This is a genomic window from Sphaerisporangium sp. B11E5 (assembly GCF_039871875.1).
GTDB lineage: Bacteria > Actinomycetota > Actinomycetes > Streptosporangiales > Streptosporangiaceae > Sphaerisporangium.
Window position 1 is genome coordinate 37,322 of sequence record NZ_JBDPMD010000012.1, and the last position, 19,378, is coordinate 56,699.

15 protein-coding genes are annotated in these 19,378 nt (G+C 71.2%); 8 read left to right on the forward strand and 7 right to left on the reverse strand.

The annotated features are described in order from the left end of the window. The first annotated feature begins 344 nt into the window (after positions 1-344). A complete protein-coding gene (gene fxsT / locus ABGB17_RS14355) occupies positions 345-2,876 on the forward strand; it encodes an FxSxx-COOH system tetratricopeptide repeat protein (RefSeq protein WP_347629443.1) in 2,532 nt (843 codons plus the stop codon). Here fxsT and ABGB17_RS14360 read toward each other — a convergent pair. Beyond that, on the reverse strand, positions 2,836-4,188 hold the full coding sequence (locus ABGB17_RS14360; RefSeq protein ID WP_347629445.1) for an HEXXH motif domain-containing protein: 1,353 nt from the start codon (positions 4,186-4,188) through the stop codon (positions 2,836-2,838). The genes fxsT and ABGB17_RS14360 overlap by 41 nt on opposite strands. Then, a complete protein-coding gene (locus ABGB17_RS14365; protein ID WP_347629667.1) occupies positions 4,185-5,378 on the reverse strand; it encodes an FxsB family cyclophane-forming radical SAM/SPASM peptide maturase in 1,194 nt (397 codons plus the stop codon). The genes ABGB17_RS14360 and ABGB17_RS14365 overlap by 4 nt, the downstream gene beginning before the upstream one ends. A 250-nt stretch (positions 5,379-5,628) precedes the next feature. Here ABGB17_RS14365 and ABGB17_RS14370 point away from each other — a divergent pair, with 250 nt between their 5' ends. Together ABGB17_RS14370 and ABGB17_RS14375 are read left to right on the forward strand one after the other, a co-directional pair. After that, complete coding sequence (locus ABGB17_RS14370; protein WP_347629447.1) at positions 5,629-5,946, forward strand: metalloregulator ArsR/SmtB family transcription factor; 318 nt, start codon at positions 5,629-5,631, stop codon at positions 5,944-5,946. Between the two features lie 3 nt (positions 5,947-5,949). Next, positions 5,950-6,459 (forward strand): SRPBCC family protein, encoded by a 510-nt coding sequence (locus ABGB17_RS14375; RefSeq protein ID WP_347629449.1) that lies wholly within the window; start codon positions 5,950-5,952, stop codon positions 6,457-6,459. A 199-nt stretch (positions 6,460-6,658) separates the two neighbouring features. Here ABGB17_RS14375 and ABGB17_RS14380 read toward each other — a convergent pair whose 3' ends face one another. The 4 genes from ABGB17_RS14380 to ABGB17_RS14395 form a co-directional block, all read right to left on the reverse strand. After that, the gene (locus ABGB17_RS14380) at positions 6,659-7,648 is read right to left on the reverse strand and encodes a lytic transglycosylase domain-containing protein (RefSeq protein ID WP_347629451.1); all 990 of its coding nucleotides are present in this window, start codon (positions 7,646-7,648) and stop codon (positions 6,659-6,661) included. Between the two features lie 118 nt (positions 7,649-7,766). Next, positions 7,767-8,939: an ROK family protein gene (locus ABGB17_RS14385; RefSeq protein ID WP_347629454.1), complete on the reverse strand. Its 1,173-nt coding sequence runs from the start codon at positions 8,937-8,939 to the stop codon at positions 7,767-7,769. A 109-nt stretch (positions 8,940-9,048) separates the two neighbouring features. Further along, a complete protein-coding gene (locus ABGB17_RS14390) occupies positions 9,049-10,437 on the reverse strand; it encodes a ricin-type beta-trefoil lectin domain protein (protein ID WP_347629456.1) in 1,389 nt (462 codons plus the stop codon). A 195-nt stretch (positions 10,438-10,632) separates the two neighbouring features. Beyond that, positions 10,633-12,420, reverse strand: coding sequence for a ricin-type beta-trefoil lectin domain protein (locus tag ABGB17_RS14395; protein WP_347629458.1), 1,788 nt, complete (start codon positions 12,418-12,420; stop codon positions 10,633-10,635). Positions 12,421-12,774: 354 nt separating this feature from the next. Between ABGB17_RS14395 and ABGB17_RS14400 the strand changes: the two genes are divergently transcribed. The 4 genes from ABGB17_RS14400 to ABGB17_RS14415 all read left to right on the forward strand — a co-directional run bounded on the left by ABGB17_RS14400 (position 12,775) and on the right by ABGB17_RS14415 (position 17,417). Then, positions 12,775-14,334: a M28 family metallopeptidase gene (locus ABGB17_RS14400; protein ID WP_347629460.1), complete on the forward strand. Its 1,560-nt coding sequence runs from the start codon at positions 12,775-12,777 to the stop codon at positions 14,332-14,334. 33 nt (positions 14,335-14,367) lie between these two features. Further along, positions 14,368-15,750: a VCBS repeat-containing protein gene (locus tag ABGB17_RS14405; protein WP_347629462.1), complete on the forward strand. Its 1,383-nt coding sequence runs from the start codon at positions 14,368-14,370 to the stop codon at positions 15,748-15,750. Positions 15,751-15,850: 100 nt separating this feature from the next. Then, positions 15,851-16,186, forward strand: coding sequence for a YciI family protein (locus ABGB17_RS14410; protein ID WP_347629464.1), 336 nt, complete (start codon positions 15,851-15,853; stop codon positions 16,184-16,186). After that, positions 16,179-17,417, forward strand: a complete 1,239-nt coding sequence (locus tag ABGB17_RS14415) for a sigma-70 family RNA polymerase sigma factor (RefSeq protein WP_347629466.1) — start codon at positions 16,179-16,181, stop codon at positions 17,415-17,417. The genes ABGB17_RS14410 and ABGB17_RS14415 overlap by 8 nt, the downstream gene beginning before the upstream one ends. Before the next feature lie 4 nt (positions 17,418-17,421). Here the strand turns inward: ABGB17_RS14415 and ABGB17_RS14420 are convergent, their stop codons facing one another. Beyond that, entirely contained in the window at positions 17,422-18,018 is a 597-nt protein-coding gene (locus ABGB17_RS14420; protein ID WP_347629468.1) for a TetR/AcrR family transcriptional regulator, read from the reverse strand. 60 nt (positions 18,019-18,078) lie between these two features. Between ABGB17_RS14420 and ABGB17_RS14425 the strand changes: the two genes are divergently transcribed. Next, positions 18,079-18,966: an alpha/beta fold hydrolase gene (locus ABGB17_RS14425; protein ID WP_347629470.1), complete on the forward strand. Its 888-nt coding sequence runs from the start codon at positions 18,079-18,081 to the stop codon at positions 18,964-18,966. The last annotated feature ends 412 nt before the right edge of the window (positions 18,967-19,378 follow it).

The following is a 19,378-nucleotide window of genomic DNA, read 5'->3' on the forward strand; positions in this document are numbered from 1 at the left end:
TGGCGTACCTTGTCCAAAGTGAGCCGGAGGCCGGCATACAAGATCAGCCAACGGAGCGCGCGCAGCAGGAAAGGGGTCATTGAAAGCAGCAGCCCCAGCCATGGTCCGGCCTGTGTCCACATGACGGCCGCCTTCCTCATTCGATACTGGACCGGCGTTACGAATTCCATGAGACGCACCGTCATGGCGTCCGGCAATGATCTTGATCGACACCGATGCAGATAGGACGGACTCGGTTTACTTTCACGTGGAAAGGCCAGAATGGCCGGAGAATGGCGGACTAGTCCGGACGTTCTCGGACGGGTGTGTGGTGGCGGTCCGTGGTGATCGGAAGGGCGAGGGCGATGCCTTCTGACCAGGAGGAGGAACTCCAGCGCTTCATCGATGACCTGGCCGCGCTGCGTGTCGAAGCCGGAAAGCCGTCGTATCGCGACCTGGAGCGGCACGGACGCGGGCGGTTGATGCGCAGCACGGTGAGCGAGGTGCTGGGGGGCAAACGCAAGTTGCCGCCTTCATGGCCGTTCGTGGAGGCCTTCGTCATGGCCTGCCGTGCCTGTGCCCCGGCGGCCGGTGGTGCCGAGCTCGACGACGAGGAACTGATCGGGTACTGGCGGGAACGCTGGGGAGCGCTTCAGGCGGCCTTGCACGCGAGAGGAGAGGCAGCCGGCAGAGGGGAGGCCGACGCGACCCCGCGGATCCTCGGTGGCGCTCTGCCGGTCAAGGGAATGTTCACCGGACGGGAGCGGCATCTCGACCGGCTCCGGAGGGAGCTCGAAACCCCCGGACGGCGGCCGGTCTGTCTCGTCGGACCCGGTGGGGTAGGGAAGACGCAACTCGCGGCCGAATACGTGGGCCTGTTCGCGTCCTCGTACGAGATCGTGTGGTGGGTCCGTGCCGAGGAAGCGAGTCTCGCCAGGTCGGGTCTGGCCGCTCTCGGCCGGCGGCTCCAGCTCGACATCGAGGATCAGGAGATCATCCCCGGGACGCTGGAAGCCCTGCGTGTCCTCGGCACCGCGACCCCCTGGCTGCTGGTTTTCGACAACGCCGAACAGCCGGAGACACTTCAGGACTTCCTTCCCCACGGGGAGGGACGCGTCCTGGTCACCTCCCGTCACGAACGCTGGGGAGAGGTGGCTTCGACCCTTGAGGTCGGCGTCTTCGAGCGCGAGGACAGCGTCGAACTCCTCCAGCAGCGCGTCCCCGGCATCACGCGCGCGGACGCTGTGCTCGTCGCCGCCGAGATGGGCGATCTGCCGCTCGCCATCGTGCAGGCCGCCGCCTACTTGAAGAAGACCGGATGCCCTCCGGAGGACTACGTCCAGATGGTCCGCTCCTGCACTGCGATGGTGATGGACGACCCTCCGGTGGACTATCCGGTCTCTCTCGCGTCCGCATGGACCATCGCTCTCGACCAGTTGCGCGACACTGCCCCCGACGCCGTCGAACTGCTGTCCCGCTGTGCCTTCTTCGGCCCGGAGTCGATACCACGGCGGTTGCTCCAGGAGGGTGACCTGCCGCTTCCCGGTGATTCGGCTGCCGTCTTCCGCAACCGGCTCCGGGTGAACGGTGCGATCGGGGAGCTCACCAGTTCCGGTCTCATGCGCCTGGACTCCGGCCGGCGTACCTTCCAAGTTCACCGGCTCCTGCAGTCCATGATCCGGCAGAAACTGACGGTGAGTGAAACAACCCGATGCCGGCATGACGTCCATCTCCTGATCGCGGGGTCCGGATGCGGCGATGCGCAGGATTCGGCGAACTGGTCCAAATACGCCGAACTCGTCGGTCACGCGAAGGCATCCGCCATCGCCGAGTGTGACGAGGAAGGGGTGCGCGACTTCGTCTCCGGACTGGTGCGCTATTTCAGTGCGATCGGTGACGAGGAGAGCGTTCGCGACTACGCGAGCACGGTGCCGGAGTCCTCCGAACGGCCCGAGGGGGACGGGCCAGGTGAGCGGGCCGGAGTACGGCCGGACATGTCGCGGGTCGTGCTGGCGCCCCGCGGCAGGCGCATGGTGCACGAAATGGACGAGACGGATTGGGAACGCCTCATCTATCAGGTCACCACGGGTGACTGCACCCCGATCATCGGCGCCCACCTGCATTCCGAGAGGACACGGAGGATGCAGGAGCGAAGCCGTGAGTGGGCACGCGCGCTGGACTTCCCGTTCGCTGATCCCTGGAATTTGGAGGCGGTGCTGGACTTCGCGGTGACCCTCTCCGGCGGTGCGGAGGCGTCGGCCGCCATCATCCATGATCTCCGTCGCGAGTACGAGAGCTGGAACAAGGACGAGATCACCGATCCCCACGCGTTCATGGCCAGCGTTCCCATCTCGGTCTATCTGACGACCGACCACGGTGGGCAGATGACCCGGGCGCTGAGAAGGGTGGGCCGGGAACCCACGACCCGGATCCTTCCCTGGGAGCAGGAGGCGGTGGAGGGAAGCCGTGACGTGTGGCCGACGCCTGAGCGGCCGCTGGTGTGCCATCTGCAGGGTTCCATCGATCAACCCGAGACGCTCATACTCTCGGAGAAGGACAGGATCGACTACACAGGGGAGGTGCGGTGGGGGGAGAACAGGGTCGCTATCGCGGTTCTGGCCGCTCTCACCAGGAACCCGCTGCTCCTGGTCGGCCACAATCCGAGATCCCTCTCTTACCGCCTGCTGCTGTCCTTTCTCCGCTCCCATGAGCCGTCCGTCACGCGGAGGACGCACGTCATGGTTCTGAGCGATCCAGCCCCGGGAGGGATCGGCGCCTCCGCGGCGCGGTATCACCTGGCGCGCATCGAGCAGATGAATCTGCACGCGGCGGTTTTCTGGGGCGACGGCCAGGAGTTCACCCGTGAACTGCTCCGCCGCCTGGAGACGCGCCGTTGACGTCGTCGCTGTTGCGGGCCAGCCAGTGTGTCCTGTGCCCGGCGGCGTCCCGGCGTGCGCGGACGACGGCGGCCGGAGGAACGTCTTCCCGTGCCCAGTCGCGAAGCGTGCGGGTCATGCCGTCGACGAAAATCTTGCCGTGGGCGGTGAGGTGGCCGCTGGAGGCAATGGTGTCGGCGGTCTGCTCGGCGGCCTCACGCCAGCGGCAGAACTCGGCGTTCGCCGCGACGGCCGAGTCGGCGGACTCGTGGTGGCGCTGGCGGCGCCAGAAGCCGCTGACGCCGATGTACGCGTACGCGCCCTGCAACAGGCCGCCGAGAGGCCGCGGGTCTGGGCGCCACGGGGCGTAGTAGCGTCGGCCGGGCGCGGGATGAAGCAGGGGGATGACGTCCAGCAAGGCGGACAGTTTGCCGTGCTGGACCTCATGCGCGAAGGTGAGGGCCATGGTTCTGGCGTCCGGCGGACTGGACAGGGCGATGCTGCCGAACGTCTCGCGGGAGCTTCCGCTGGTCTGATCGTCGGCCAGGGAGTCCAGAGGGGTCAGCACCCGGATGGCCGCGGCGACCTCGTCTGCGATGGTCCAGTGGTGCGTCCGCAGGATCACCCACGCCTCATGGAGCAGTCGCAACCAGCGCTCCACTTCGGAGGCAGGGAGCCGCTCGTTGCTGACGTGGGCTCCGGGCATGCGGTAGGGGTCGAGGTCGTCGATGAGGAGGTGGAGGGAGCGTCCCTTGGCGGTGACGGACAGCCGCCGCAGGCCCTGCCAGCCCGGGGTGTCCTGATGGGGATCGCGGGGCACGAGGACGCGGTATCCGGGCGAGACCACCTCGGCGTCACCGGTGGTGCGGCGGACCAGTGCGGTGGTGCCCGAGGCGGCGGCACGTCCCAGGGAGGGGAGCATGACTCCGCCGTCCTCGACGGGCACCTCGACGGCGAAGGGCTTCCCCGCTCTGACGGCTGCCGCGGCGGCGACCGCGGCCAGACGGGCTGGAGCGTGCGGTGGCGACGGGTCGCCGCGGTCCAGCGCGCGGAAGGTACGCCAAGCCCATGCGCCCACCGCGGGATGGCGGAGTACGGCGTCCGCGGCGGCCGCATGGCATTTCTGCGCGGCGGACAGCAACGTGTAGGCGTCCCGTGCCGCTCCGGCGTCCGGGTGCCTGGCGGTGCGCGCGGCTTCCACCACCCCGCGGAGCAGGAGGAGATGCTTGCTGTACTCGGCACGGGCGAGGAGGCCCACGCTCGCGGCGCCGCCGCCGCCCGCAGCGAGGGCGTGGAAGTGCTCGTCGGGGACGACGTGGTGCGGCGGGCTCATCGACGGCCTTCCGACAGAGTGGCGATGTCGCGCGCGACGGTCTCACGGATGTGGCTGATCAGGCGGAGCAGGTCGGCGCAGTAGACCGAGGGGTTCGCGAATCCGTTGCGGGGGTCGTACCGGTGTGTGTACAGGCCACCACCGCAGGCACGCTTGACGGGGCAGGCCCGGCATTCCGCCGCGAGGGCCTCTTCCCCGATCTGGCGCGCCATGATGGCGGGGTGCTGGAACAGGGCGTCGAACGGGTCACGCGCGACGTGGAAGCCGGTGGCGGGCGCGCCCGGATAGGCGGACTTCAGCGTATCGGTCTGCTCGATGCTGCCGTCGGTCTCGATGACGACCATGCGCGACGGCGCCAGGCCTACCGCCTCGCTGGACGAATCGCCGCCCAGCAGCAGGTGGATGATGTCCGCGAACAGCCGTACCTCGGTCCGGGTGCCTTTGGACCGGTACCAGCGGTCGAAGATGGGGATGAGCCAGTCGGCGTACGGTGTGGCGCGGGGATCCGCGGTCCTGCCCGGCGGTGGAGAGGCCCAATTTCCATGCGGCAGAAGGAAGTCGACCGCAGGCGGGTCGAAATGCACCAGGGATTCGAATGTGGTGAGGGGGTCGTTGCGCAGGTCGACGGTGCACAGGAGGCCGCCGAACAAATGCTGGTAACGCTCGGTGAGCAGTGTCAGGGCCGACAGGACGGCGGAATGGCTACCTCTTCCGTCGGGGTGGCGGCGGTGGAGATCGTGAGCCGCGGCGTCGCCGTCCAGGCTGACGCCCACTCGCACTCCCAGTTCATGAAAAACCTGGAGAAATCGGTCATCGAGTTTGATGCCGTTCGTTTGCAGGCTGACGCCGACACGCACCGCGGGGCCTGCGGCGTCCGTGGTGGAGGTAACGAGGTGCCGTATGTGCTCGACGCCTGCGAGGAGCGGTTCCCCGCCGTGGAGCACAAGGTGGACCGAATTGAGCCGGTGGCGGTGGGCGTGCTCGGCGATCCGGGCCGCGATGTGCGCGATGACGTCATTGGAGATGCGGCGCGGCCGTTGCTTCCAACTCTGGTCCATAGAGTTATAGACGTAGCAATAGCGACATTTCAGGTCGCATCTGCTGTGCATCTTGACGACGAACTGGCGGAACGGCCGAGGGCGCCATCCCTTTGCCGGGCTGGTCCCGCGTACGGACCGCTGAGGGGACATTCGTTCCGGCGGCTCGATGCCCGCTGTCAAGCCCGATCAGCTCCAGTCGGATTCCATTGTGAATCGGTATACCGGCGGAACTCTATTGGTTCGGCGCAGTAGGTGCCAGCACCGGAATCCACCCATCGCGTGGTGTCGGGCCGCCGCCAGGCTTTCTGTCGGCACGACTTGCGGCCGACTCCGTCCCGCTGGTGTGGCTCTTCCCTTGCATGCCTTGACGGCTATATTCCTTGCTGGGCATACTGCCTGCGTGTCCGATGTGATGTGGGCCGTGCTGACCGACGGGAAGCGGCGGGCGATGCTCGAACTGCTGCGGCGGAGGCCGCGGGCGGTGGGGGAGCTGGTGGAGGAGCTCGGGCTGAGTCAGCCGGCTACGTCCAAGCATCTGCGGGTGCTTCGGGACGCGGGTTTCGTGCGGGTGCGGCAGGAGGCGCAGCGGCGCATCTACGTGCTCGATCCGGGGCCGCTGGCGGAGCTGGACGCGTGGCTGGCGCCGTACCGGCGGTTGTGGAACGAGCGGCTGGACGCGCTCGGGCGGCATCTCGACGAGAACGACGACGAGGAGTGAGACATGGATCGCGGGACCTACACGGAGGATCTGGGGCGGCCGGCGGTGCGGTTCCAGCGGACGTACGCGCATCCGGTGGAGAAGGTGTGGGCGGCGGTCGCCACGCCGGAGGGGCTGGCGCACTGGTTCCCGTCCGCGGTGACGCTGGAGCCGCACGCGGGCGGGAAGATCACCTTCTCGGACGACCCGAACGTGGTGGAGTCCACCGGTGAGGTGCTGGTGTTCGACCCGCCGCACCGGCTGGCGTTCACCTGGGCGGGGGACGAGATGCGCTTCGAGTTGGAGGAGGTGCCCGGCGGCTGCCGCTTCACGATGACCAACGTGCTTGAGGCGCGTGACACGGCGGCACGCAACGCCGCCGGGTGGACGATCTGCCTGGTGGAGCTGGAGAAGGCACTGGCCGGCGGGCCGGCCGCGGGGCCGCACGCGGAGACGGCCGTCCCGTGGCGCCCGATCTACGAGGAGTACGTCGCTTCCGGCATGCCGTCCGGCTCCCCCATCCCGGGGGAGTAGCCGGCGAGAACAGCCGGTCCCGGGACACCGTTGCAGGACGGACGCCGCCCAGCCGTGCCGCCTCGGAGGGCGGCGTCCAGGGCCCCGGAGGCGGGGGGTGCGTGTCGTCCGGCATGGGAACGCAAGGCCGCCCCTCGGAGGCGGGCTGCCTGTCGTCCGGCATGGGGCACGGCGGGGGCGGGTTGTTCCCGGGGGCGGGTCAGGTGGGTCCCGACAGGCGGCGTTCGCCGGTGGTGGTGATGACGAAGACCTGCCAGTTGTAGTAGGCGTAGAAGTTGCGCGGGTCGCGTTCGATCTGGCGGGCGTGCAGCGAGACGGCGTCCACGTACGCGTTGGACGGGTTGTAGGCGTGCAGGGCGCGGCGGCGGTCGCCGGGGGCGCCGGAGGCGCGCAGGTAGTTGGCGGCGCCCATGACGGCGTCGCGGACGTCGTGCACGTCGCCGCCGAGGCCGTAGGCGCGCCAGGTCGCCGGCATGAACTGCATGGGGCCCTGGGCGCCCGCGTGGCTCTTGGAGCGGACGCGGCCGAACTTCGTCTCCACGAACATCACCGCGGCGAGAAGCTCCCACTCGACGCCGAAACGGCGCTCGGCCCGCTTGAAGTGGCCGAGCAGCACGTCCGCGGGCAGCGGCGGCTTGACCACGAACGTCGCCTTGCCCTTGAGGGGCACGGCCAGGGCGAGCAGCTCGCGGATGGCCCTGGTGTTGTCCCTGGCCTCCGCGGCGAGCGCCTTGGGAAGCTTGGCGAACGCCCGGTCCGCGAGGTCCCGGTGCCGTGCGGCGTACCGGTAGATGCGCTGCTGGTACAGCGCCTGCAGCTCCACCGTCTCCGGTGGCCGCCCCCGCGCGGCGCCGCCGCTCCGGGTCCAGGCGTCCACGGCCTCGCGCAGCGCCCGGGTCGTGCTGTGCAGCGCCTCGGCCAGCCGCACCGGGTCGCGCGGCACCTCCTCGTCCGGCGCGGGCAACCCCGCGGCCCGCGACGGCGACGCGCTCTCCTGCGGCGCGGCGGCCGTCCGCGCGGACGACGCGGGGGAGGCGGGGGAGGACGCCGGTGGAGGCCCCGTGCGCGCCGCCGGGTCCGCGCACCCGCAGGCCCCGATGACCGCCGCGACGAGCATCACCGCCAGGCCCGCCGTCCCGCGCCCGCGGCCCGCGGACGACCGGCGTCCGGTTTCCCCGTCATGCCGCACGGGCACGAGCTGGGCGGCCGTGTGCGGCCACGCCGGTCGGGGGCCGCTGCCTGCGGAGAGTCGTGGGCGGGGCGGGGCCGGACGGGGGATCGTGGTCGGTGGCCTCATAGGGGCCAACCTACAAGGGCCGTGCGCCGCCGAGCAGGAACTCCTTCACGACCAGTGTGGCGGCGCCGAGGGCGACCGCGTCGGGGCCGAGGTGGCCGAGCACGATGGAGGCCGTCTGGAACGGCTGCGCCAGCGAGTTCTCCTCGACGGCCTTCTTGACCCGGTCGAGCTCGTGCCGCCCGAGCAGCAGGCCCGCCCAGCCGCCGATGACGATGCGTTCGGGGTTGAACAGGTTGATGAGGTTGGCGAGGCCCGCGCCGAGGTACCCGATGGTCTCCTCGATCACCGGCGCGCCCGAGCGGACCAGCTCGGCCAGCACCGCCTGCTCGCCGTCCGGCTCGGCCGGCACCCCGGCCCGCGCGAGGATGCCCTCGGCCCCGATGTACGCCTCCAGGCAGCCCCGGGCCCCGCACCTGCACAACCGCCCGCCGAGCTCGATCTTGGTGTGGCCCCACTCCCCGGCGCTGCTGTTGGCGCCCCGGTACGTGAGGCCGCCGGTGATGACCGCGGCCCCGGCGCCTGAGCCGATGAGCACCACGATGGCGTGCCGCGCCCCGCGGCCGGAGCCGAACCACAACTCGGCCTGCCCCATGGTCTTGGCGCCGTTGTCGACGTACAGCGGCAGCGTGGTGCCCGCGCGCAGCCGGGCGGCGAGCGGCACGGCGTCCCAGCCGAACGCCTGGGCGTGCACCAGCGCGTCGGGCCCGCCCTCCACGATGCCGGGCACGCCGATGCCGACGCCCAGCACCTGCTCCGGCCCGGTGCCGCCGGACGCCATCACCGCGTCGATGCCCGCGAGGATGTGCCGCACCACCAGGTCCACGTGGTGCCGGCCGGGCCGCAGCGTGTACTCGGCCTTGGCCAGCACCGCCATGTCCAGGTCGAACAGCTCCACCCGCACGTGCGTCTCGCCGACGTCCACCCCGATGGCGTGCCCGTAGCGGGGGTTGACCCGCAGCAGCACCCGGGGCCGCCCGCCGTCGGACTCCACCTGCCCGGCCTCGACGACGACCTTCTCGGCCAGCAGTTCCGCGGTGACGTTGCTGACGGACGCCGCGCTCAGCCCCGTGCGGCCGCTGAGCTCCTGCCGGCTGGTCGGCCCGGAGAAGTACAGGGTGCGCAGCAGCGCCGCGCGGTTCTCCCGCCGCAGGTCGCGCACCGTTCTGCGTCCCGGCCCGCCCATGATCGCCTCCCCGCCCTGCGGCCATGGTAGGCCAGCGCCCGCGGCGAAGTCATCAGCGCGGACCGCGGGGTGCGGCGCCCGGCGAACGGGCCGGACGCCGCATCCGGGGTCAGAAGCCGGCGGTGATGCGGGTGAAGTCCCAGTTGCTCTGCGCGACACCGCTGCAGGTGTCGGTGAGGCCGCCGGAGCAGGGACGGTCGCGGTTGACCGACCAGAACGCGAACCGGGTCAGGCCGCGGGCCTTGGCCCAGTCGCGGATCTGGGTCCAGGTGCCGGTGGTGGTGGTCTCCCGCTGGTCGGACAGGCCGTTCATGCCGGAGATGCCCATGCGGGCGTACGCCTGGGCGTCGGTCCAGCCGAACGCGCTCTTGAGTGCGTTCTTCAGGCCCTCGCCGGCGTTGACGGTGGCCTGGTACATGTTGGCGCCGCCGCCGAAGTTGAACGGCATGATCGTGTAGTTGTCGATCGGCACGGCCAGTGCCCGCGACTGGTTGATCAGCCGCACGCCGGCGGCGTCGGGGCCGGTGGTGGTGGTGCCGAACGTCACCGCGATCTTGACGTTCGGGTTGTTCTGCTTGACGATCTTCAGGCCGTTGAGGATGCGGTCCTGCACGGTGTAGTTGGTGAACTCGTCGGAGTTCTCGATGTCGAAGTCCACCACCGCGGGGCCGACCGCGTTGATGACCTGCTGCACGGCGCCGGCGTAAGCCTGCGGCGTGGAGCAGTTGGGGCCGAGCTTGTTGCCCGACCAGCCGCCGAAGGACACCTGCACGCTGCCGCCGGCCGACTTGATGGACGAGATGGTCTGCGCGTCCACGCCGCCGGACAGCGGGCGCTGGCCGTCCCACATGGGGGTGCAGCCGCCGCCGGACAGGATGAACGCCATGGTGAAGGACCGCACGCCGGTGGCGCTCATCACCGAGGTGGCGCTCGGCGGACTGCCCCAGCCCATGTACAGGTACGGCGCGCCCGCCATCTTGCCCGGCGTGGGCGGGGTGGTGCCCGTGGGCAGCGTCCAGCGCTGGTTGGCGCTGGCGTAACAGTCCCAGATCTGCAGGGGCGTGCCGTCGGCGGAGCTCGGGCCGGTGGCGTCGAGGCACTTGCCGAGGGCGCGCAGCGTGCCGTCGCTCTGGGCGGTCCAGACCTGGGCGGCGGTGCCGTTGCAGTCGTAGAGCTGCACCTTGGTGCCGTTGGCGCTGCTGGCGGCGGCCACGTCCAGGCACTTGCCGAGGGCGCGGATCGTGCCGTCGGAGTTGGTGGTCCAGGACTGCGCCGCGGTGCCGTTGCAGGTGTAGAGCTGGATCTGCGTGCCGTTGGCGCTGCTGGCCGCGGCGACGTCCACGCACTTGCCGCCGTAGCCGGTGATCTGGCCGGTGGCCGCGAACGCGGGGGTGAGGCCGGTGGCGGCCACCACCAGCGCGCCGAGGGCCCCGCCGGCGATCAGGCGGGCGAGCGGCCGGCGGGCTCGGGAGAGGACAGGGGGACGCGAAGCGTTCATCGGGGGGTGTCGCTTTCTCGCGAGGGGGTGAGCTTCGGTGCTTCATCCAAGGCCGGGATTAGAGGGAGACACCTCCGTCCGCCGGTGAGCCGGGGGGGCAGCCCCGACTCATAGGAAAGTTTCCTTTTTATTTGATGCCCTGAATTTAACTCGGACCGGCCACCGGCGGTCAAGGGGATCGGTGGGCCCGCTGATTCAGGGCTGGACGGTCCAGCGCTGGTTGGCGCCGGCGAAGCAGTCCCAGATCTGCAGCGGTGTGCCGTCGGCCGAGCTCGGGCCGGTGGCGTCCAGGCACCTGCCGAGGGCCCGGAAGGTGCCGTCGGCGGGACGCGACCAGTTCTGCGCCGCGCTGCCGTTGCAGTCGTAGATCTGCACCCTGGTGCCGTTGGCGCTGTTCGCGCCGGCCACGTCCAGGCACTTGCCGAGCGCGCGGACCGTGCCGTCCGTGCCGGCCGTCCACTGCTGCGCGGCGCTGCCGTTGCAGGTGTAGAGCTGCACCTGGGTGCCGTTGGCGCTGTTCGCGCCCGCGACGTCCACGCACTTGCCGCCGTACCCGGTGATGGCCTTGCCGCCGGAGCCGCCGCCCGACTGGGTGCCCGACCAGGTGAAGGTGGCCGAGGTGCGCGCGGGCAGCGTGTAGGTGAACGACTGGGCGCCCCAGTTGACCTTGAGCGTCTGGGTGCCGCCGGTGGTGTTGTGCGCGATGAGGGCCTTGGAGCCGTCCGGGTTGCGCCACGCCACGTTCTTGACCGCCGCGTTGGCGCTGGACTCGATGCGGACCGCGCCGGGCCGCACGAACTTGGTGAGGTGGCCCATGGTGTAGTACTCGATGGTGTAGTCGACCTGGCCGTGGCGCCCGTCGCCGTTGTGCACGGTGATCAGGCCGCTGCAGGTGCCGCAGCCGCCGTTGTGCGGGCCGCGGTTCTGGTCCACCGCGAGGCTCCACTTGATCCAGCTACGGTCCCAGTTGCGGGTGTAGTCGATCAGGTTGTTCATGTCCTCGGCGTGCTGGTCGGGGATCCAGGTGCCGCCGGAGTGCTCGGTCATGTAGGCGTTCACGTTGGGGTACTGGTTGCGCACCGCCGTCTGCGTGGCGACGTCGCCGCCGTACCCGTGCCAGGCGATGCCGCCGAACAGCGGGTCGTCGCGGATCGCGGCGTCGGCGAGCAGCGGGGCGGCCCAGACGCCGTAGGCGTCCCAGTTCCAGTCCAGCACCAGCGTCTTGGTGGTGATGCCCGCGGCACGGAAGGCCGGCCACAGCGCGTTCTTGACGAAGTACTGCAGGCCGGAGGTGTTCCAGTTCATCGACGGGTAGCCCGCGCAGCAGGTCGGCTCGTTCTGCGGGGTGACGTAGTCGATGCGCACGCCCTGCGCCTGGTAGGCCTGGATGTACCGGGCGAAGTACTCGCCGTACATGCCGTAGTACCGCGACTCCAGCCAGCCCTGGCTCCAGGCGTCGTTGTCCTTCATCCAGGCCGGGGCGCTCCACGGCGAGGCCATGACCTTCAGCGCCGGGTTCAGCTCCTTGGCGCGCCTGGTGAGCGGCAGCACGTCGGCCATGTCGTGCGCGATGGAGAAGCCGTTCAGGTCGCAGCAGGTGTCGTCGAAGGAGTAGCTGAACCGCGCGAGGTCGGAGGAACCCATCGGGTTGCGCACGAAGCTCAGCCCGATGCCGTTCACCGGGTCGAACAGGTTGCGCATGACGGTCTCGCGGGTGCTCGCGCTGAGCGCGCCGCTGCTGTTCATCAGCCACGCGGCGGTGTCGGTGAACGACGCGCCGCCGCCCTCGAACTGCTGGTAGGTGGTGTTCTCGTTGACCGTGACGGTCTGCGACCCCGCCGGGCTGGACGCGGCGAACGCCACCGGCGCCTGCTGCTGCAGCCCGCGGGTGACGTTGCGCCCGCCGGAGTCGGACGTCGTGGTCAGCCAGACATCGACCGGCTCACCCGCGGCCTCGGCGGCGGGAGCCTGCGCCACGCTCACCGTCGCACCGGCCAGTAACAGGGCCGCGGGCAGCGCGAGTCTTAACTTTCTGGACAGGAAGGACATACGGGGTCTCCCTCGGGGATGCGTGAGGAACCTGCCGTACGGCCCTGCCCGGCCGCGAAAACGGGCGTGAGGCAGTGGTAACACGCCCCCAATCGCCGTGCAACGGCTTCGTGGTCCTATTTCAGTACTTGTATCGCGACGTGTACGAAGTCGCCGTGATCTCCTGATGGGCACCACCGGCCCGCGGGCCCTGACGTCTCATAGTGATGTCAGGGCGCGTTTCGCCCTTCACGGGAGCGGAGAGTGCGGCTACCTTCACCGATCAGTGACTACTTCGAAGGAGAGCCGATGCGCCGCACCTCGCGCCGGTGGCCGGTCATGGCCGCCGTGACGGTCGCCCTGGTCCTTCCCCTGACAGGACCGGCATCACCGGCCGCCGCGGACCCCGACCCCGCCGCGCTGGCCAAGTCGATCACCGCCCCGGGGGTGAAGCAGCACCTGCGCAAGTTCCAGCAGATCGCCGACGCCAACGGCGGCACGCGCGCCTCGGGCCGGCCCGGCTTCGACGCCTCCGTCGACTACGTGGCGGGCAAGCTGCGCAAGGCCGGGTACAAGGTGACGGTGCAGCCGTTCGAGTTCCCCTACTTCGAGCAGCTCTCCGTGCCGGTGCTGGAGCGGGTGTCCCCCTCCCCGCGGGTCTTCACGCCCACGCCGCTGTCGGGCACCCCGATCGGCGAGTTCGACACCATGACGCAGTCCGGTTCCGGCGACGTCACCGGCACCCTCTACAACATCGACCTGACGCTGCCGCCGGCCCCCGCGCCGAGCTCCACCTCCGGCTGCGAGGCGAGCGACTTCGCCGGGTTCCCGGCCGGCGGCATCGCCCTGATGCAGCGCGGCACCTGCAACTTCATCGTCAAGGTGCAGAACGCCGTCGCCGCGGGCGCCGCCGGGGCGATCATCTTCAACGAGGGCCAGCCCGGCCGCACCGCCACCCTGCAGGGCAACCTCGGTGTGCCCGTCGGCATCCCGGTGCTCGGCGCCGGCTTCGACGCCGGCCAGAACCTCGCCGCCACGGCCGGCTCGGTGATCCACATGAAGACCGAGACGATCAGCCAGGTCCGCACCACCTACAACGTCCTCGCCGACTCCCGGTGGGGCGACGGCAACAAGATCGTGCAGCTCGGCGCCCACCTGGACAGCGTGCTGGCCGGGCCCGGCATCAACGACAACGGCTCGGGCACGGCGGGCATCCTCGAGGTCGCCCTCAAGCTCGGCGCGCTGCCGACCCGCAACAAGCTGCGGTTCTCCTTCTGGGGCGCCGAGGAGCTGAACCTGCTCGGCTCCACGCACTACGTCGCCACGCTGCCCCCGGCGGAGCTCGCGAAGATCAAGCTGTACCTCAACTTCGACATGATCGCCTCGCCCAACTACGCCCTGCAGGTCTACGACGGCGACAACTCCGACGCCGTGGGCGCGGGCCCCGGCCCCGAAGGCTCCGCCGAGATCGAGAAGCTCTTCGAGAAGTACTTCGACGTCCTGCGCCAGCCGCACATCGGCACCGACTTCACCGGCCGCTCCGACTACGGCCCGTTCATCGCGGTCGGCATCCCCGCCGGCGGCCTGTTCACCGGCGCGGAGGTCCTCAAGACCCCCGAGCAGGCGGCCCTGTTCGGCGGCACCGCCGGCCAGCCGTTCGACGGCTGCTACCACCAGTCCTGCGACACCATCGCCAACATCAACGACAAGGCCCTGGCCCTGAACACCGGCGCCATCGCCACCGCCGCCGTCGTCTACGCCTACAGCGGCGACCTCCCCGGCCCCGACACCCGCCCCGCCGCCACCGCCCTGCGCACCCAGCCCACCACCGACGACCACCACGACGACCACCACGGCGTACACCACTGAGAACAAAACGGCCGGGCGGGGCGTCTCACGACCATGAGACTCCTCCGCCCGGCCGCCCGCCACGCCGGTGCCGTGCTCGTCTGCGGGCTCGCCCTCACCGCCTGCGGCGCCGTCCCGCCGACCGGCTCCCCGGCGACCGCAGGCCCGTCCGGCGGGTCGAGCCCGTCCGGCACCGTGAGCCCGGCCCACCGGTGGCCGGACACCCTGGTGACGGACCCGGGCGTCGTGTCGGTCGCGGCGCGGGGAGTGCCGAGGGGCGAGGGCGGCACGCTGCCGGACGACGTCAACGGCGACGGCTACCCCGACGCGGTCATCATCTCCGAGCGCGCCGACGCCGACGTCTTCCTCACCGTCCTCTACGGCTCCGCGAACGGTCTGAACCCGGAGCGGCGGACCGTCGTCACCCCCCTGAACTGGGTGGTGTGGCAGGGCGGCACCAGCTGGCGGTACCGGCGGCCGGACACCGCGGACCTCGACGGCGATGGATTCGCCGACATCCCGATCCTGATCGGTGCCCAGGGTGACGTCCCCGCGGTACGCGTGCTCTGGGGCGGCCCCGGCGGACCCGTGGCCGGGGGACTGTCGCCCGCGCTGCCGGTGCCGGACCCCGGAAGGACCACCTACGACTGGCCCGCCACCGGGGACTTCGACGGCGACGGCCGCGCGGACCTGGCGTTCGGGCAACAGGGCGCCACGTCCCAGGCAGACGGCGGGTACGCCGTGCTCCACGGGCCGTTCGGCAGGGACGGAGGGTGGCGCGACACGGTCACCCGCGTTCTCGGGAACGTCTCGTGGGTCGCCGCGGACACGATCGCGCCGGGCCGCGCGACCGGGCTGGTCGCCCACAGGGGTGACGACGGCGAGCAGACCGGCGGTTTCCACCTCCCCACGCTCTCCGGCGGGCAGGCCCACCCGTTCGGCCCCGGGAACGCCGTCGCCTTCGGCGACTTCGACGGCGACGGCCTGCGGGACCTCGCCGTCGGCGACGACGGGGGCCGCAACAACGAGCCGGGGTACGAGACGCTCGGCGCCACGCACGCCGTCACGCTCCACTACGGCCGCGCCCCCGGCGTCCCGGTGCCGATCCCGGTTCCCGGCATCCGCGGCAAGCTCACCGCCGCCGACTTCGACGGCGACGGCCGCGACGACCTGGCGCTCCAGACCGGCGACCACGTCGAGCTCCGCGTGAACGGCCTCACCGAGACCCGCGACCTCGGCACCTTCCGCTGTCCCCGCGGCACGGGCCTGATCTCGCGCGCGGTGGCAGTGCGCGCCGGCGACTACGACCGCGACGGGCGCGCCGAGCTGCTGGTCAACTGCTGGGCCAACTGGACCGGCCAGGACCCCAAGCGGTGGTGGGTGTGGGACCCGGACGGCCCTGGCCTGGCCTTCGACACCACGGGGTTCACGTCCTGACCGCCACACGGGGAGACCGGCGGAATTCGTGTTCCGTTAGTGTCCGGAAGCGGCGCGCCCGTTCGTCATCAGGGTGAGTCCGCGACACAGGGGAGCGAAGATGAAGTACATGATGTTCGTGTGCAGCGACACCGAGCCGGACACCGACACGGCCGACCTGCCCGACATCCATCTGTGGGTGTCCCGGAACGACGCCGCGGGGCGCCGCCTGGACGGCAGTGTGCTGGCGCCGACGTCCGCGTCCACGACGGTCCGGGTCCGTGAGGGGAAGCTGCTGGTCTCGGACGGGCCGTTCGCGGAGAGCAAGGAAGTGATCCTGGGGTACGACCTGCTGGAGTGCGCCGATCTGGACGAGGCGATCGAGGTGGCCCGGAGCCACCCGATGGCCAGGCAGGGGCGTCTGGAACTGCGCCCGCTGGCCGAGCTCGGTGACTGACGGGGTGACCAGGTCGCTCGCCGCCGCGACGGCCGAGGCCGTCGCGGCGGCGAGCGCCGACTCCTGCCCTCGGATCGTCGCCACGCTGATCAGGGTCACCGGCGACTGGACACTGGCAGAAGACTGCGCCCAGGAGGCGCTGGCGCTCGCCCTGCAGCGGTGGCCCCGGGAGGGCGTCCCGGGCAATCCGGGCGGCTGGCTGATGACGGTGGCCCGCAACCGTGCGATCGACGTGCTGCGCCGCGCGTCGGCCGAACGACGCAAACTGGCCGAGCTGGCGGCGCTCGCGGACGCCGGGCCGGCCCAGGCCCCGGAGGAGGGGGAGGTCGTGGACGACCGGCTGCGGCTCGTCTTCACCTGCTGCCACCCCGCGCTCCCCTTGGAGGCGCGTGTGGCGCTGACACTGCGGACCATCTGCGGCGTGCCCACCGCCGACATCGCGCGGGCCTTCCTGGTCACCGAGTCCACCATGACCCGCCGGCTGACCCGGGCCAAGACGAAGATCGCGGACGCGCGCATCCCGTACCGGGTGCCGGCCGGCCGGGCGCTCGCCGAGCGGCTGCCCGGAGTGCTCGCGGTGCTCTACCTGCTGTTCACCCAGGGCTACAACGCCGACGGGGAGCCCGCGTTCGCCGACGAGGCGATCCGCCTGGCCCGGCTCCTCCAGCGGCTCATGCCCGGGGAGAGCGAGGTGTCCGCGCTGCTGGCGCTGTTCCTGTTCCAGCACTCGCGGCGTGCCACCCGGCGCGACGCCCGCGGCGACCTGGTCGCCCTGGACAAGCAGGACCGCAACCGCTGGGACCACGCGGCCGTCGCCGAGGGCCTGCACGTCCTCGCCGGGGTGCGGGAGGACGGACCGTACGCCGTGCAGGCCCGCATCGCCGCCTGCCACGCCACCGCCCCGTCCGCCGGGACGACCGACTGGCCGGCGATCGCCGGATGGTACGACCGGCTCGCCGCGATCCAGCCGTCCCCGGTCGTCGAGCTGAACCGCGCCGTGGCGCACGGTTACGCCCACGGCCCCGAGGCCGGCCTCCGCCTGCTCGACGCGGCACGCGCCGGCGGTGCCCTGGACGGCTACCCGCTCGCCATCGCCGTGGAGGCCGACCTCACCGCCCGCCGCGGCGACCGCGACCGTGCCAGCACCCTGTTCCTGCGCGCCGCCGCCGCCACGCACTCCGTACCCGAGCGCCGCGCCCTGCTGGCCCGCGCCGACGACCCGTTCGCGTAGGGCGCTACACCGGGGAGGCCGGCACGACCATGTCGAGATGGTGGTCGAGGACGCGCAGCGCCTGTGCCGGGGAGTGGTGGCCGAGCAGCAGGTCCGACGCCAGGCCGTCGGTCAGGGCGAGCAGGGTCTCGGCCGTGAGTTCCGCCTCGGCGGGAGCGACGTGGCCGGCCGCGCGGAGCAGGCGGGTCACCGCGGAGGTGAGCCCGGCGCGGCCATGGCGGTACAGGGCGGCCGTCCCGGGGTCGTTGAGCGCGCGGATGAACAGCGCGACCCCGACCAGGGTCTCGTCCCGGCTGCCGGGGTCGAGCGGCAGCAACGCCGTCAGGACGGCGCGCAGCGTGTGCCGGGGGCCGGCGGCCCGGGGGAGGGCGGCGACGCTCTGCCTGACCCGTTCCTCGATGCGTTCGCGCAGGTGCCTGGCCGTGAACGCGAGCATGTCGTCCTTGGCGGCGAAGTAGTGCTGGACCAGGCCGATGGACATGCCGGCCTCCGCCGCGACCTCCCGCATGCTCACCGATTCCAGCCCCCGGGCGGCGGCGATGCGCCACAACGCCAGGGAGATCCGGCGGCGGCGCTCGTCGTGGTCCACCTGTTTGGGCATCGTCCCCCTCCTCGCTCGCCTCATTTTTATCATATGATCGTATGGTGAAAGGAGGTGGCGATGCCTCGTCCACGAGTGGGGCGGTTCGTCACGCCCGCGGCCGAAGCGGAGTACCGGCGGGTCTACCAGGCGGGCCTGGCCGCACTGCCCCCGCCCGCCGAGACACGCGACGTGCCGACACGCTTCGGGCGGGTGCGCGTGTACCGGTTCGGCGACGGCGACGGCCCGCCGCTGGTGCTGCTGCACGGCAGGGCCGCGACCAGCGTCATGTGGCTGCCCAACCTCGCGGCCCTCGCCGAGCGGCGCCGCGTGTACACGCTCGACCTGCTCGGCGAGGGGGGCCTCAGCGAGCAGACGGCGCCCATCGGCGGCCCCGACGACCAGGTCGCCTGGCTCACCGCCGTTCTCGACGGGCTCGGCGTCGGGACGTGCCACCTGGTGGGGGTGTCGATGGGGGGCTGGCTGGCCTGCGCCCAGGCGGTGCGCGCACCCGGGCACCTGGTGTCCCTCACCCTGCTCGACCCGGCCTGCACCCTCGGACGTGTCCCCTTCGAAGTGGTCCTGCGCACCATCCCGGCCGCCCTGCCCTTCACCGCGAGCTGGGGCATACCGAGCTTCGCGCGATGGGTGAACGGGGGCGAGCCGGTGCCGGACGACGACCCGGTGGCCCGGGTCATCAGCGCGAACCTGCGCCACTACCGCATCGCCCTGCCGCCCCCCGCGTACCCGGCGGACGATGATCTCCGCTCCATAACGGTCCCCACGTTGGCGGTGGTGGCCGGCCGCAGTGTCATCCACCACCCCCGCGAAGCCTTCGAACGCGCCCAGGCCCTCATCCCGCGTGTCCAGGCCGAGCTGTGGCCGCACGCCACCCACTCGATCGCGGGCCAGTGCGCCGCGGAGGTCAACGCCCGGGTGCTGGCCTTCACCGCCGGCGTCGACGCGTAAGCCGGACGGCACGGCGCGGATGGCCCGCCTCGTCCGCGGGCTCGGCGACGTCCGCCGGGAACGCCGCGGGTGACGCATGCGTGGCCGGAGTTCTCATCCGGAACGTGAGTGACGCCGCTGGAGCGGGCGCGGCTGGTCCGGCCGTCACGGTGGTCGTGCCGGTCCCGTCAGTCGTGCGTCAGCGCTCACAGCACGCTCCCGCCATCCCACCTCCTGTCGATGCCGTCCGGCTGAGGAACGCCGTCGTGTGACCCCCGCCGATGCCGCACGTGCCGCCGTGCGGCATCGGGGTGCTTCGTCAGGCCCTGCGTCGTCGAAAGTTTCGGATGAGCCGCCGATAGTTATTTGGGACTATAAAGACGCCGTGTTCGCAGGGTCAAGCCCGGTGGTTACGGAGAACACGGATCACGAG

Bases quoted from the DNA above. Each gene is read 5' to 3' on its own strand.
- ABGB17_RS14385 (WP_347629454.1), bottom strand. From the start codon at position 8,939: ATGGGCGGGCCGGGACGCAGAACGGTGCGCGACCTGCGGCGGGAGAAC.
- ABGB17_RS14400 (WP_347629460.1), top strand. From the start codon at position 12,775: ATGCGCCGCACCTCGCGCCGGTGGCCGGTCATGGCCGCCGTGACGGTC.
- ABGB17_RS14360 (WP_347629445.1), bottom strand. From the start codon at position 4,188: ATGAGCCCGCCGCACCACGTCGTCCCCGACGAGCACTTCCACGCCCTC.
- ABGB17_RS14420 (WP_347629468.1), bottom strand. From the start codon at position 18,018: ATGCCCAAACAGGTGGACCACGACGAGCGCCGCCGCCGGATCTCCCTG.
- fxsT (WP_347629443.1), top strand. From the start codon at position 345: ATGCCTTCTGACCAGGAGGAGGAACTCCAGCGCTTCATCGATGACCTG.
- ABGB17_RS14390 (WP_347629456.1), bottom strand. From the start codon at position 10,437: ATGAACGCTTCGCGTCCCCCTGTCCTCTCCCGAGCCCGCCGGCCGCTC.
- ABGB17_RS14405 (WP_347629462.1), top strand. From the start codon at position 14,368: ATGAGACTCCTCCGCCCGGCCGCCCGCCACGCCGGTGCCGTGCTCGTC.
- ABGB17_RS14410 (WP_347629464.1), top strand. From the start codon at position 15,851: ATGAAGTACATGATGTTCGTGTGCAGCGACACCGAGCCGGACACCGAC.
- ABGB17_RS14375 (WP_347629449.1), top strand. From the start codon at position 5,950: ATGGATCGCGGGACCTACACGGAGGATCTGGGGCGGCCGGCGGTGCGG.
- ABGB17_RS14425 (WP_347629470.1), top strand. From the start codon at position 18,079: ATGCCTCGTCCACGAGTGGGGCGGTTCGTCACGCCCGCGGCCGAAGCG.
- ABGB17_RS14365 (WP_347629667.1), bottom strand. From the start codon at position 5,378: ATGTCCCCTCAGCGGTCCGTACGCGGGACCAGCCCGGCAAAGGGATGG.